Annotated in this window: 11 protein-coding genes, 1 tRNA gene and 1 pseudogene; 5 read left to right on the top strand and 8 right to left on the bottom strand. The window is 43.4% G+C overall.

Going from position 1 to position 13858, the window contains the following annotated elements; genetic code table 11:
* Positions 1-204 precede the first annotated feature (204 nt).
* The 4 genes from B050_RS0100295 (at position 205) to B050_RS0100280 (ending at position 4464) form a co-directional block, all read left to right on the top strand.
* A complete protein-coding gene (locus B050_RS0100295) occupies positions 205-2736 on the top strand; it encodes a mechanosensitive ion channel family protein (protein ID WP_157492477.1) in 2532 nt (843 codons plus the stop codon).
* Positions 2737-2902: 166 nt separating this feature from the next.
* Positions 2903-2976: transfer RNA gene (locus B050_RS0100290), tRNA-Asn, on the top strand.
* A gap of 287 nt (positions 2977-3263) precedes the next feature.
* Positions 3264-3512: an ISAon1 family transposase N-terminal region protein gene (locus B050_RS23830; RefSeq protein WP_018471864.1), complete on the top strand. Its 249-nt coding sequence runs from the start codon at positions 3264-3266 to the stop codon at positions 3510-3512.
* Between the two features lie 295 nt (positions 3513-3807).
* The gene (locus B050_RS0100280) at positions 3808-4464 is read left to right on the top strand and encodes a hypothetical protein (protein WP_018471863.1); all 657 of its coding nucleotides are present in this window, start codon (positions 3808-3810) and stop codon (positions 4462-4464) included.
* 42 nt (positions 4465-4506) lie between these two features.
* Here the strand turns inward: B050_RS0100280 and B050_RS0100275 are convergent.
* The 3 genes and pseudogenes from B050_RS0100275 to B050_RS0100265 all read right to left on the bottom strand — a co-directional run.
* Positions 4507-4745 (bottom strand): annotated as a pseudogene (locus tag B050_RS0100275) (transposase); the annotation flags it as partial.
* Positions 4746-4796: 51 nt separating this feature from the next.
* Entirely contained in the window at positions 4797-5027 is a 231-nt protein-coding gene (locus tag B050_RS0100270) for a hypothetical protein (protein ID WP_157492476.1), read from the bottom strand.
* A 5-nt stretch (positions 5028-5032) separates the two neighbouring features.
* Positions 5033-5515: a hypothetical protein gene (locus B050_RS0100265; RefSeq protein ID WP_157492475.1), complete on the bottom strand. Its 483-nt coding sequence runs from the start codon at positions 5513-5515 to the stop codon at positions 5033-5035.
* A gap of 277 nt (positions 5516-5792) precedes the next feature.
* On the opposite strand from B050_RS0100265, the gene B050_RS0100255 reads away from it, so the two are divergent.
* Positions 5793-6908 (top strand): glycoside hydrolase family protein, encoded by a 1116-nt coding sequence (locus tag B050_RS0100255; RefSeq protein ID WP_018471859.1) that lies wholly within the window; start codon positions 5793-5795, stop codon positions 6906-6908.
* Between the two features lie 652 nt (positions 6909-7560).
* On the opposite strand, the gene B050_RS0100250 is transcribed toward B050_RS0100255, so the two are convergent.
* The 5 genes from B050_RS0100250 to B050_RS0100230 form a co-directional block, all read right to left on the bottom strand.
* Complete coding sequence (locus tag B050_RS0100250; RefSeq protein WP_018471858.1) at positions 7561-8313, bottom strand: SDR family NAD(P)-dependent oxidoreductase; 753 nt, start codon at positions 8311-8313, stop codon at positions 7561-7563.
* 23 nt (positions 8314-8336) lie between these two features.
* A complete protein-coding gene (locus B050_RS0100245; RefSeq protein ID WP_018471857.1) occupies positions 8337-9611 on the bottom strand; it encodes an MFS transporter in 1275 nt (424 codons plus the stop codon).
* Between the two features lie 2 nt (positions 9612-9613).
* Positions 9614-9988: a cupin domain-containing protein gene (locus B050_RS0100240; protein ID WP_018471856.1), complete on the bottom strand. Its 375-nt coding sequence runs from the start codon at positions 9986-9988 to the stop codon at positions 9614-9616.
* A gap of 6 nt (positions 9989-9994) precedes the next feature.
* A complete protein-coding gene (locus B050_RS0100235; RefSeq protein WP_018471855.1) occupies positions 9995-12253 on the bottom strand; it encodes a heparinase II/III domain-containing protein in 2259 nt (752 codons plus the stop codon).
* 569 nt (positions 12254-12822) lie between these two features.
* Positions 12823-13569 carry a FadR/GntR family transcriptional regulator gene (locus tag B050_RS0100230; protein ID WP_044201567.1) on the bottom strand — a complete coding sequence of 249 codons (747 nt, stop codon included), beginning with the start codon at positions 13567-13569 and terminating at the stop codon, positions 12823-12825.
* Between the last annotated feature and the right edge of the window lie 289 nt (positions 13570-13858).

The following is a 13858-nucleotide window of genomic DNA, read 5'->3' as shown; positions in this document are numbered from 1 at the left end:
AAATCCCAGAATTTAAGTGATATAAATGGGATTGCGGGTGGTAAGACGGGCATATAGTAGTGAATTCGGACAAATATTAGCATAAGCTGGCCTCGATGGAGGATAGTGGAGAAAAAAATAATTAGTAAAAAGGCCTGATGATGGGTAAGGGCAGAATAAATAATTCTTATTTTTAAGTGAATAACACCATTTTTCCTAAATAATATGCGATTACTAGATAATTATACAAAGGCTTTCACCGTGTTTGTATGTTTTTGCTTTATGGGGATTTCCACCTCTGGTTATTCTTACCAAATCCAAGGAGCGCTGGAAGGGATAAAGGACTCCTTATTTTCGGAGGGCCCCGATACCACCAAGGTGGAGGAGGAGCCAAAGCGCCGCAGCATCAATTCAATGATCCATAGTGTGGAAGCTTATATTTTGGCGACCAACCATATTAATAAGGTATTGTCCAGAGAGGTTGATACCACTGAGGTAAGTGCGGAGTTTCCAGAGGTAGAGCGGAGGATTCAGGCGGTAAAAACGCGATTGGGAGTGGATGATTCGGATATCAATCTACGCTATTTGGATGGCTTAAGGGATTTTACCAAGTACCAGTCGGAGCGATTGGAGTATTATAAGGATATAATCGATGAGCGCAGTACGGAGGTGGTGACGGCTTATGATTCCCTTCGAGCGATAAAAGAAGATAGGGTTTTTGAAATCAATATTAAGGATAGCCTGGTATTAGGTGCTTTCCAGGAGCAGCTGAAGGAGCTGAAAGCTCGGGTGGCGATTGGTGATAGCCTATTTATGGACCGGCAATTAGAGATTGCAGATTTTCAGAGTAAGCTGTCCAATTCTCTGATTGATGTCAAGGATTTCATGGAGGAGATTGATGAGCGAGAAAGGAAACTGGAGCGGGCGTTATTTAATAAGGAGGTAAATTATATATGGGAAAAGGGTCCTGACGAAAAATTCAAGGAGATCAAAGACGTGTTTAATTACTCTTTGGTAATGAATTCTATTCTACTTAGGGTGTATTCAGAGGCACATCTGTCGGTGCATTGGGTAGTTGGGATTCTAATGCTGGCATTTTATATCTGGTTTAAATATTTGCTAAGGCGCATAAAAATAGAAAAGGAGTTTGCCGATATTATTTTACAGCGGACACAGTTTATCCCGAAGTTCCCTCTATTATCGGCTCTGATCATAGTGCTGCCCTTCGTGAGTTTCCTTTATGACAATCCTCCGGTGGTGCTGGTGGTGTTGGTTTTGGCCTTGCTGATGGTCGTCACTACTGTGCTGATTACCTCCAGCCTAAAGAAGGGGAATATGTGGTATTGGTATGCCTTTCTATTGATGTTTGCCTTATATAGTGTGAGTAACCTATATATAGAGCGGGCGCTGCTGGAGCGATGGCCTTTATTAGTATTGAGTTTACTGAGTTTAGGGTTGGGAGTAAGGATCATTCAGGTGGCCAAAGTTTCCAGCGTCAAGCGCCCTAAGTATGTTATTTTCCTGCTGAGGATGTTTCTGGTAATTCAGGGTGGCTCTCTGATCGCAAATATTCTGGGTAGGTATAGTTTGGCCAAGATTCTTGGGGTGGCGGCCATGACTAGTTTGATGCAGGCAGTGGGTTTATTTGTTTTTGTCCTCGTCATCATGGAGGCGATTTATCTTCAGATCGAGGTGGGGAAAAAGAGCTCGAAGGATTATACGGCCTATTTTGATTTCCAGGATATACAGGACAAGGTGAAGAGGGTGTTTGTGTTTTTGGCAACGATGATTTGGTTGTATTATCTGGTCGTAAACCTTACCGTGTATGATTTTTTACATTTCCATGTAATGGCATTTCTGTCCAAGAGCCGAGGTATAGGCCAGACGGAGTTTAATTTTGGGAGTGTATTTACCTTTATTATTATCTTATGGATATCCAGTATCCTGTCCAAGTATATTTCCTATTTCGTGGAGGCCAAGGATCAGAAGATGGCGGCAAATAGGAAGCAGCGCTTGGGTTCTTCCATATTATTGATAAAGCTGGCGGTATTCAGCATTGGATTTTTGCTGGCGGTGACGGCGGCAGGGATTCCTTTGGACAATGTAGCGATCGTATTAGGTGCCTTGTCGGTAGGTATTGGCTTTGGTCTTCAGACGATAATTAATAACCTGGTTTCGGGAATTATCCTGGCTTTTGAGCGGCCGATACAGATTGGCGATGCCATCGAGGTGGCGGGTCAAAGTGGCGTGGTGAAGGAAGTGGGCATAAGGGCGAGTAAGATCCAGGCTTATGATGGCTCAGAGGTGGTGATGCCTAATGGCGACCTCTTGTCGCAGCAGCTGGTCAACTGGACCTTGTCGAATAAGCGAAGACGGGTGGAGTTGTTTATAGGCGTGGCCTATGGCTCGGATACGGAGGAGGTAGAAGGGCTGCTATTTGAGATTATCAGCCGGGAAGGGGTAATGAGAAATCCTGCCCCCAGTGTGTTCCTCCAAAATTTTGCAGATAGTGCGGTGGAATACCGGGTGCTATTCTGGGTGAATGATTTTGATGATTGGGTGGGGATGAGAAATGAGGTGATGAAGGATATATATAAGAAATTTAATGAGCATAATATTGAAATCCCTTTTCCACAACGGGATTTGCATATCAGATCCACGGTGACAGGGACTCCGGTGGTTATCCCTGAAAAGGAAAAAACGGATAAACCTGAGGAGGATTTGCCAGCAGATGAGGGAGATGAAAAAAAAGAATAAAAAATAATAGCCTGATTTTAAGGCCGAAATGAATAAGAATGCACTTTTTTTTACTCAGGATTTGGAAAAAAATAAACATCCTGCTATGTTTGCATCACGTTAAACAAACGGCTTAGCGAAAAGAAGGTAAAACACTACGTTTAATCCTTCAAAAAAACAAACATATTCCTCCTTAGCTCAGTTGGTTAGAGCATCTGACTGTTAATCAGAGGGTCCTTGGTTCGAGCCCAAGAGGAGGAGCTTCAAAAGCCACTTACGATGTAAAATTGTAAGTGGCTTTTTTATTTGCACACGATCTTCACATAAAATGGGGCAATAAAATATTTTTAAATTTTCTTGAATCCTCTATCCCGAAATCGCTGATTTTGGATCAGTCCTAAAAGTTGGGGGATTGGGATGAAATGATTTTCTTTGTTAAAAAAGAAAATGGACGGGAAGGAAATTTCAAGATTAGTTTTACCAGCAGGCTGCTAGATTATTTTAATATCACTTTTTAAGAGTTTAAAAATGATAGCTTCTATATTTATTTGGAGGAGCAGGACATTCATCCTGAACATGTTCTAGGAGCTAAGCTTACCGCCATAGGCTTCTATGATGGGGTGCGTATCCAAGATTTTCCTGTTCGTGGAAAAGCGTGTTTCCTTAAAATAAAGAGAAGGAAATGGCTCAATGAAGAAACGAGAAGAAACGTTAAGTTACTGACATTTTCCTACTGGATATTCTGGTCAATACTGCTCTGGAATATCCACCAATCGAAATGGGCGAAAAGTTTTTAAAATTGTTATTGATAAAAAAAGAAAATAGCCCAGTCCATCCCCTTGGAGTATAATTTTACAAAAGAAGTTCTTTCCTATTACCGTGAGGCAGTTAATATTTTGACTTTTAAAAACATGAGTGGTAAGCCTTTTTCGGATTATTCAAAGGGGAAAATTACCTTTATCATAAAGGTAATTTGAATTCCTTATAATACTTAATTTGAAATAAAATTCTATAACGGGGAGTGTGGATCAGGAAGAATCTGGAGTAATTCTTAGAAAGATATACTATCTTTAAAAGAGAAATGACTTAAAGATGGGAGAAAAAATTGAGAATTTCGAATATGTTCAAATGAGCTGTAAGCTTTTTTGTACGTCTTTAAATGAGCTTAAATTAATTAATAAAGAGAGACCTCATGAAGAAAGGGAATTAGTTTCAAAGCCTCCATTTAAATTTTATAGGGTTTCACTTATGTACATGATAGTAATGGAACTTTCAAAGCTAATGGAGCGAGATACCAAATTCAAAAAAGGCCAAAAGAACAATTTTTTAATTGAAAAGAATGGGTGGGAAGGTCGTGAGAAAACTAATATAGCAAGCCTTGAAAAGTTATCTAGAAAAGTGAATGATCATTTGGGATCAAGTTTTGACCTTAAGCATGCACAAAATATGGAGCTTATAGATGAAATCAGGTCAACAGACTTTTTTAAAATGATTAGGAAGGATAGAGATCAAAAATTTGGGCATAGTGATTCAATCAATCATGATCCTTTGTCAATTAAAAGTTATGATTTAGATGAAATAAATGGTGGGTTACAAATCAAGGAGGCAATAAAAAAAATATTGTTAAACTGTACTAAAGCATTTGGAGATTATGAATTCCTTTTTGATCATGAAGATCAACGAACAAATTATTTTATTGAAATTCATACAAGAAATAAAGAGACACTATCCCGAAAAGTGTGTAAATGAATTTTAGGGATGGTGAGAATTTTAGACGGTTTTCAAACATAATCATTGGGTCAGTATGGTTCCCCAATCCCGAATTGGCATCGTCCACTTTTTTGTGGATTCGTTGACCGCAAGGAATACGGATTTCATTACTGAATCATCTGTGGGGTAGGAAAGCTTATTCTTGGTATAGTTTCTGATTTTCCCATTCAGGTTTTCGATGATATTGGTGTATAGATGATCTTTCTGATTTCCATGGGGAAAGCTAGGAATGCAGTCAGCTCTTCCCAATTGTCTCTCCAGATTTCCTGGGTACGTCCCGGACCTACCATGCGTCATCTGTTGGCATTCAGCTAGGCCACCTGGTTTCCCCCTTCGGTCATATTATTTGCAGGCTCAGTCTGTCTGGATTCGGATACCATGGAAAACGCCTCCTCCTCTGCTGCTGCACGGCCATTCTCCCTCGTAGCTAAATAGACCTGGCTGACAGGACTGCGAAGTACCAGACGTACATTCCCCAGATGTTCCTTCACATAGTAATCGTTCCACAGTTCACTGTTTTCGGCCACTATCCTTCCCTCCACATGCATCAGGTAATCCAGTGCCGCGTCCAGAAGCACCCAATGTGATCCTGAGTCTTGGTTAGAGCTCCGCTACTGTTGTATACCTTTTGGGTCAGTTTGTTCTCCTCCGCGTCGTAGGCAAATCTCAACTTCCCTCCTGTAGAGAAGCTGATCTCCTCAGGCAGGTTCAGGTGGTTGAATTTGGTCCCCGAAATCCTCTTGTCCCTGTTTATCGTCGGGTTACCGTTGTCATCATTGCTGCAATCCCCTGCTGCCCCGATATTGGGTATGAGGTCTTTGGAGGTAAAAGTATTGGAGCTTTGGCTGTGTACAACTCCCAGCAGCTTGTTAGAATAGATGTCCCCGAAGGTCGTCGAATTATTATTGGTCGCATAGGTATAGGTCAATGCATGTTTCTGCTCTACATCAATCAAAGCTAAATACCCACCCACGCAATTCTTGGGATCCCTGCCATTATAATATCCATCTCCAAACATTCCAAAGGTCAAACAGTATTCATCTTTCTGAATTTTATAAACTTACGATCACAACCCCATCTGCCTATTATTGGCCTACTTTAGCAAGCTTTTACTTTCATGATTTTTATGCTTTTTTACCATCCATTGCTCGGAAGAGCTGGGAAGAGCTCTGGCCTGAATTCTTGGGGTTTTTTAGCTTTTGAGTTGGGATTTTGCTATTCTTGTGAGGGCTTTGGGCTTCTGTTGAGCCGTGAAAAATCGGTTTAGCATTTTGAAATCGTTGATCATTCTTTAGGTAAAATTTACTATGTACAATCGTCGGAAATTTATATTCGATATCACCAAAGGAGCTGCTGTATTGAGTTTGGCGGGCTGTGCGGTGGCAGGCAGAGGACAGGAGGAAGAGGCCTTCATCGATAGATTACTTCCTGCACCTGTGGGGGGTGGATTTGCGATGGAGGACTATTGGGTCTGGGGATCCTCCGTGGTGAAGGGCGAGGATGGAAAGTACCATATGTTTGCTTCTCGATGGCCTAAGGAAATTGGCTTTGGTAAATGGGTGTCCAACTCCGAGATAGTGAGGGCGGTTTCTGATACGCCTATTGGCCCGTATGAATTTCAGGAGGTCGTGCTCCCGCCTCGAGGAAGGGAGCATTTTGATGGATTGGTGACGCATAACCCGCGGATGATCAAGTTTGGGGAATATTTCCTCCTGTACTATATGGGGACCACTTACGATTTTGACATTCCCAACACTAGCGAAAATATCTGGGCTGATGGTCGTGCTAGCAAGGCCTGGCTCAATAAACGTATTGGTATGGCTTATTCCAAATCGGTGAAAGGCCCCTGGACTAGAATGGATCAGCCAATTCTTTCCCCACGACCGGGCAAATGGGATGCGACCATTACTTCTAACCCATCTCCTGTCGTCAATGAAAAGACCAACGAAATACTGATGATCTATAAATCATCGGTGGACCTGAATCCTCCCTTATTGCTAGGAGTGACCAAAGCTAAGCATATGGAGGGACCCTATGAGCGCCTCAAGGAGGAGCCAATCTTTAATTTTGCGACTGCTGATTCTCCCGACAATGACGTGGAGGATCCTTTTGTATGGTGGGTGAAGGACCATTACGAGCTTATCATGAAAGATCGTTTTGGTAAGATCTGCGGTGAGCCCGGCGGGGGCATTCATGCTTCCTCTTATGATGGGATTCACTGGGAGCTGGCCGAAAAACCTCTCGCTTATAGCAAAAATATACTTTGGTCAAATGGGGAAACAGTCCATCACAATCATTTCGAAAGACCTTCCCTGCTAATTGAAGATGGTAAACCGACTCATCTTTTTGCCGCTACCGGCCTAGGACCTAAGGATTGGGAATTTGAGAAAACCTGGAATATGGTCATCCCGCTAAAACACTGATTGTTATCCTTAGGCTTAGCTAAGACTTTTATGTACCGACTGGCACACTTTTCCTATTGGCTTGTCTTAAGGTCTTAGGTCGATAGTGCTAAGCAATTTATATATTCGCTTGCAGGATTAGTACCTATAGAAAAGCAAAAGCAGGTACAGAAACTATTCTGCACTGGTTTATTAGAGGTACTCATGCTGTGAAACCACCTCTTTGCGCCGTGGCGCAAAACTCCTGAAAGCATGGAAAACTTCGTAAATCATCTTCCTAAAACATGGCCTTTTATAGACTCCTCTGTGCCCGGTATTGGCACACTTTTCCTATTGGCTTGTCATAAGGTCTTAGGTCGATAGTGCTAAGCAACTTATATATTCGCTTGCAGGATTAGTACCTATAGAAAAGCAAAAACCAGTACAGAAATTAATCTGTACTGGTTTATTAGATGTACTCATGCTGTGAAACCACCTCTTTGCGCCGTGGCGCAAAACTCCTGAAAGCATGGAAAACTTCGTAAATCAGCTTCCTTTAATAGGGCTTTACTTAGACGCTGATGTGCCCAATATGTGCCCATAAGTCAGGATTTCCGGCCTCTTCTTCACTTTCAGTAGGGTTGTGGCCTAGTCTGAGCTAATGTTAGGGGATAGATTGGTAATCAGATATTGATTAAGAGAACGCTAGTCCACCGTTGATATCAATATTGTTTCCTGTAAGGAAAGAAGCCTCATCGCTGGCTAGGTAAGCTACCAAGTCAGCTACTTCTTCTGCTTTACCTTCTCTTCTCAAAGGAGTGCCGCCAGCCACTTTTGTTCTCACTTCATCCTTAGTGAAATCATCATGGAATTTGGTAGCGATCATACCTGGATTCAGGGCGTTTACTCTGATTCCCTGTGGACCCAATTCCTTGGCAAGACCACGGGTAAGCGTAGAGATAGCACCTTTTGAAGCCGCATATAAGAAGGCACCAGGTCCTCCGCCGTCACGACCTGCCTGAGACGCGAAGTTGACGATAGCTCCACCTTTACCCATTAGAGGTTTGAAAGCCTTGGTTACAAACACAGTAGATTTGAAGTTGACATTCATGATCAAGTTATAGAATGACTCGTCCACTTCTTCAATAGTCTTACGTGCAAATAGGCCACCGGCAACGTTTACCAGGATGTCCACTTTTTCGCCAAAAGCTTCTTTGGTTTTTGCAACCATATTATCGATGTCTTCGAGCTTGGTCATATCACCATATACTGCGATAGCTTCACCGCCAACAGCCTTGATTGCCTCCAAAGTGGCTTTGCTGTCTCCTTCGCTTTCGTAATAGTTTACTACAACTTTTGCTCCCTCAGTGGCTAATTTTACACATACTGCGCGCCCTATATCACGGGCACCTCCTGTTACTACTGCTACTTTACCTTTTAGTTTCATGTTTTGTTCAATTATTTGGTTAGTTATTTTTTAATTTTTACTGGTTCTATTTTTTTACACAATACATAGATGGATATCACGCCTAAGGGTACGAATAGGGCGATGGCTATAAATGCTGGAGTGTATGATTCTGTAGTGATGATAGGGATCAGGAAGTTCATGAGGATCACGGAGATCACGCCGATTGTACCACCAAATCCAGCAAGTGTACCCACGGATTTTCCGCTGAAGAGGTCACTCGGCAAGGTCTGCACATTGCTAATGGAAAACTGAAATCCAAAAAGCACCACAGCCACAATACCTACAAACTTCTCCGGTGTATTGGCCATAAGGATGGTGGCTATCAGCCCCAGGAACATCAGGACAGCACCTATAGTAATGGTGGTCTTTCGAGCCTTGTCCACACTTCCTGTGCTGCTGATCATTCGGCCAGAAAACCAGCCTCCCGATAAGCTGCCTATCGCGGCGCCTACATAAGGTACCCAAGCGAAAAACCCTATTTCTTTGACATCAAAGCCATACTTGTCGGCTAGGTAGATCGGCATCCAGCCTACGAATAACCACCAGATAGGTTCCAGAAAAAACCTGGAGACCAATACTGCCCAGGATTCTTTATGGGACATGATTTCCTTTAATGAAAGAACTTGCTCTTCCTCCTCAGGTATATTCTTATCTTCCTGTCGGTCAGACATGATGAAGTCTCTCTCCTCATCGGTGATCCAAGGGTGCTTATTAGGCGTAGCCTTATTGATGATCAGCCAGGGGATCACCCAGAGCACCACCAGACTACCCACGATCATGAAGGTCATTCTCCATCCAAAACCCACATACAACATGGCGATCAGGGGAGGGGCAATGACAGAACCCATGGAGGCGCCAGCATTGAAAATGCCTTGGGCAATGGCGCGCTCTTTGACAGGAAACCACTCCGCATTGCTCTTTACTGCGCCAGGCCAGTTGCCAGCTTCTGATAAGCCGAGCATGACACGGAAGACAGAAAAGGACAGCATTCCGCGGGCTACCGCGTGGAGGGCTGTTGATGCTCCCCAGACCATGATGCTGATCACATAGCCCATCCGCGTGCCCACCTTGTCAAACATCCTTCCGGAAAGTGATTGCCCTAGAGCATATGCCACCATAAAGACATTGAGCATGATCGCGTAATCATTCTTCGTGAAGCCTAGCTCCTCCGAAATACCTGGCCACATCACACTGAGTGCGGTGCGGTCGATATAGTTGATGACGGTGGCGAGGAAAATCAGTCCGATAATCCACCACCTTAAGCCTTTGATTTTCATAGTTAAGCCTTATCTCCAAAGTATGACACTGCGCCACCATCGAGGAAGTCTTCCCTTACCGGGCTGAATACGTCGATTAATATTCCCGCTTCTATGCATTTGGCACCATGCAGAAGGTTGGGCTCGATATATACACCATCACCACCTTCCACGATCTGCTTTACGCCATCGATGATAAACTCAAATTTCCCTTGAGCTACATAGGTCGCCTGCGTGTGGAAGTGGGCATGAGGAGTGCCTTCTGCGCCTGCCTCAAACTTTACCTGGACCATCATGATCTGGTTGTCATAGCCCAAAAACTTGCGAGATACACCTCCACCAAGTTCTTCCCATTCGACCTTCTTTGTAAGGATAAACTTTTCACTAAATCGCTTCATATTGTCTTATATTTTAATGTAACTGTATGAGCCTTTCCAGTCCCATAATTTATTTTCTATTTTTATCTGATGTGATTCCTCCTGTCCATTATTGGATTTTGCTATCGCAAGACGGTAGGTTTGACCCGATATATGCTGCCATTCTATGGCTATATATTCCTCGGATTCAAAGAGTATCTTCAAGCCTTGTACCTGCGATGAAGCACCTTGAGAGAGTTCGCTCACTGTGGAATAGCTCCCGTGTGGCTCCAGAATGCTTACAAAACTGGTACTCGCGTCCTCTCTACTGATCATGACCATAGGGTCTCTGCGAAGATTGAATTTGGGGTCATTTGCGCCCGTACGGGCCAGGGTCATTTGGTCGCCTTCCAGGCTCAAAGTACTGAGCGTATAGAACTGATTTCTATCCATCCAAGTGATCTTGGAGTTGCCGGCAGAAGCTGTTCCCTGAGCTTCCATCCATAGATGCTGGTATCCGTCAGACTCACCAAGAGGCCTTAGTGTTTCTGCTATCTTGTTTTCCCAAGTGGTAGAAAGCAGTTGACCAAAATAATAATAAGGTAAGTCATAGTGGTTTTTGGACTCGCTGGCGACGCTTAGCACATCGATCAAAATCGGCTTTTCGAAAAGCTCATCCTGTATCAAAGCGATGGTACGCTGCTGTCCTATGCCTTCATAGGCATGAGCATCCTTAGCACTTACGATCTTGATGTCCTCATTTCCGGCATCGAAGAAGAAGCGATCACTGTGGTATTGGCTGCCTAGTTCTGTGGATCCGGTATAGTGACTTTGGCGATTCACCACGAGGGCATTGTGAGCGATAGTTTGCTTCGCAAAAGTTTGATTTTCACTGAGATACCCGCCACCGTCTTTCTGTTCAATATTTACAAAACGCGCCACGCCATAATCTTGCAATACTTCCGCACCTTCCTGATAGACCGAGAGGGAGAGCTTGTCGAAGTGCCCGTGTCCCATCCCTTGGGCGGTGTATTTTAATACCGCTGACAGGCTGCCAGTCTCGCCTTTCATCCGTAGGATGCCTAGGCCTCCGCTGTTTCCATCGGTGCCATCTGTGAGCTCCATGGACTTATGGGCAAAGGGCTGGCTCATGCCTGCTTCAATGTCTTTGGCCACATGCATGCCCGCTGCATCCAGCAATACCGTATTTTGTTTCTGCGCTATGGAGAGTAATTCCGGATTCTGCCCAGCAAAGTGATAGGCGATATTCACCGCCGATATCAACTCTCTGGAGTAATAGGACATTCCCTTCTGGGCATCATTGATGGGGAAAAATTCACCCTCCTCATCTGTCAGATTTACCAAAGCATAGACAGCTTTGCCTAGAATCCCATCTCTGTATTCGAATATCTTCTGGTCTGGCTTAGCATTCTGTAAGCTCGCAGCAAATACCACAAAAGGATAGATAGCATATCGCTGGTAATAAGGTCCCTCTGCATAGAATCCGTCCGGGGAGAATAATAAATCCAGCTGAGCCAAAAATCCGGCACGTTCCTGATTCTTGATTCGGGCCCCGTCATTGTCGGTGGTTTCAGTGTCCAGCCCATCATCCTCCAGTCCATAAAGTGAGCGATGTACCAATAGCGTATCGCCAATTACCAAGCCTAGCATTCCCACTCCGGCATTGGCCCAGGTGCTGTGATTATGGATACGGTTAAAAAACTGAGGAGTCTCGATAGACAGGAAGTCTGCCTGAGGTCTCAGAAGTTTGCTTTCTACTATATTCCGCTCTTCCTCACTCATCCAATCATATATGCAGTCATAGGCCTGACTGGTATAGACTAGCCAGTTAGCATCATTCAGGCATTGCCAAAAAAACTTGCCTGGTGAGTATGACTTACGACTAGGATGTCTATCCAGACTTGGATATAGCTCGGCATAGGCCATCAGCAGGTCCTTTACATACTGAGCATATTTTTCTTCTCCCGTGATGATAAATAGCTTTCCAGCCTGCTGCATGCTTAGGTAATTTAGCTTATGCCGCTCGTGGGTATAGCCACCAGCGAGATCCTTGGGTACAGGAACCTGTATGCCTAGTGCCATTTGCTCTTCCACAAATGACTTGGCCTCCGCTACAGACTGCTCAAATAGCGGCCAGCTCATCGCTTCATCCACCTGGGCTATGGTGGCCTCGTCAAATAGGATGCTGGTATGTCCTAATGTTTGCTTCTTTGGGCTGCTGTCGCAGGCTCCCAATAGCAATCCAAAACAGGTGATTAGTAGAATATTGCTTAGCGTTTTACTCACTTTTATGCTCTTAAGTAGGTTATTAATACGGCTTTGTCGCTTCGTTTTTGTAGTAGTGGTTTATCGATATTCATTGGCTTATTCTCCTTGATTGGATAGGCTTTGCTTGCAAGGGACTATCCGAGGAGATGCTGCTGATGGTTTTACTTTTAGAATTCATTCTCTTTATTATTTTGGGTTAAGTATTATTACCTTTTTTAAGGGTGGTTTTTGTATGAAATCGATAAATTCTCTTTGGCAGAAACATAAGGCTGCCTAGTACCTTCCCAAATTCCCCAAATTCTTGCCAGGGCCCTTGAAGAAGGAATGGTATTTTTGTTCTAAAATTTAAGAGCTATATGCGTATTTATGCGATATATAAAGGTGAAAACGTGGATTCTTCTTGCCGGTCAGGCACTTGCAGAAAATAGAAAGAATAATAAAAAACCTTATCTTTGTAATGGACAATGAGTCGGTTCTTTTTTTTCAGGATGCACGGCCAAATGTTCCTAAAACTGAACTTGATTCTATCTGCAAATGGGTTGGCTTAATAGCTGATCCATTTTTTATTTCCTTTTATTAGCTCTCTCTCATGATTTTATTTTTGGTGTTTGTCTAATATTATATCTCTCAATTCTCGTTTCAGCAAATTTCTGGATGTCATAAAGATGTGCTTCCATAAGTAGTGCTACCTCCTGTACATTCTGGTCTTTTATAAGCTCAAACATCCTCTCATGCTCCTCGGCTGCTGCCAGATAACGCCCTTCTCCGCAGACATCATGCTGCTTAAAATAAGACAGGATATCTGGTGTGATGATTAGCATCAGTGAGGTGAGCACCGAATTCTTGCTCGCATCAGCGATCTTCAAGTGAAACATTAAGTCTTCCTCCACTGCATGATTCCCATCTTTTACTTTCTGCTTATGGGTTTTCATTGCCTTCTCGATCTCCCTTAGGTCGGCTTCAGATCTTCGCTCCGCTGCCAGAGAGGCACTTTTTGTCTCTAGGATCACTCGAGTCTCCACCAGTGATTTGAAGTCTGTCACTTCGAGTCTTAAGACGTCGGAGATCAATCCCTCCAGGGCCGTAATGCCCATACCCGCTACCACGGTCCCACTTTGCGGTAGGGTCTTCAGTATCCCATAAAACTCCAGCTTCTTGATCGCATCCCTCAATTGGGTCCGACCTACACCAAGCTTCTCGCAAAGCTTGCGCTCTGGAGGCAAACGATCTCCTGATTTTAATTGTCCGGTCGAAATTAAATTCTTAATCTGATTGATAATTTTATCAACAGGGGTTTCAATTTCGATCTGACTAAAATTGCTAAGTATTTCCATATGACTTATTGAATTGATCAATAATTGGTCAACCAATTTAAGGTTATCCAATTTCAGTTCCAAAGGTTTATTAATGATATTTTATAAAAATATTCAAATAACTGACCAAATCCCAATTGGCTGGCCCTGGACGGGAGTTTGTAAAAGCTTCCCCCAGTTGGTTTCCAGATTTTGATCGGGATTTATGATAGGTCTTCGTGGTCTGAGTACTCTTATTAATATACTATTCTCACTATTGGTACACCAACTTTTGGTCGTCTAAGTTTCTGGTAAATGGAAATTTAGATGG

The sequence above is a fragment of the Echinicola pacifica DSM 19836 genome (genome assembly GCF_000373245.1).
In the GTDB taxonomy this organism is placed as follows: Bacteria; Bacteroidota; Bacteroidia; order Cytophagales; family Cyclobacteriaceae; genus Echinicola; species Echinicola pacifica.
The sequence above is the reverse complement of the archived record's forward strand: the minus strand, read 5'-3'. Positions and strand labels throughout refer to the sequence as shown.

Excerpts from the sequence above, each read along its gene's own strand:
- B050_RS0100295 (WP_157492477.1), top strand. The coding sequence starts at position 205 with ATGCGATTACTAGATAATTATACAAAGGCTTTCACCGTGTTTGTATGT.
- B050_RS0100280 (WP_018471863.1), top strand. The coding sequence starts at position 3,808 with ATGGGAGAAAAAATTGAGAATTTCGAATATGTTCAAATGAGCTGTAAG.
- B050_RS0100255 (WP_018471859.1), top strand. The coding sequence starts at position 5,793 with ATGTACAATCGTCGGAAATTTATATTCGATATCACCAAAGGAGCTGCT.
- B050_RS0100250 (WP_018471858.1), bottom strand. The coding sequence starts at position 8,313 with ATGAAACTAAAAGGTAAAGTAGCAGTAGTAACAGGAGGTGCCCGTGAT.
- B050_RS0100245 (WP_018471857.1), bottom strand. The coding sequence starts at position 9,611 with ATGAAAATCAAAGGCTTAAGGTGGTGGATTATCGGACTGATTTTCCTC.
- B050_RS0100240 (WP_018471856.1), bottom strand. The coding sequence starts at position 9,988 with ATGAAGCGATTTAGTGAAAAGTTTATCCTTACAAAGAAGGTCGAATGG.
- B050_RS0100230 (WP_044201567.1), bottom strand. The coding sequence starts at position 13,569 with ATGGAAATACTTAGCAATTTTAGTCAGATCGAAATTGAAACCCCTGTT.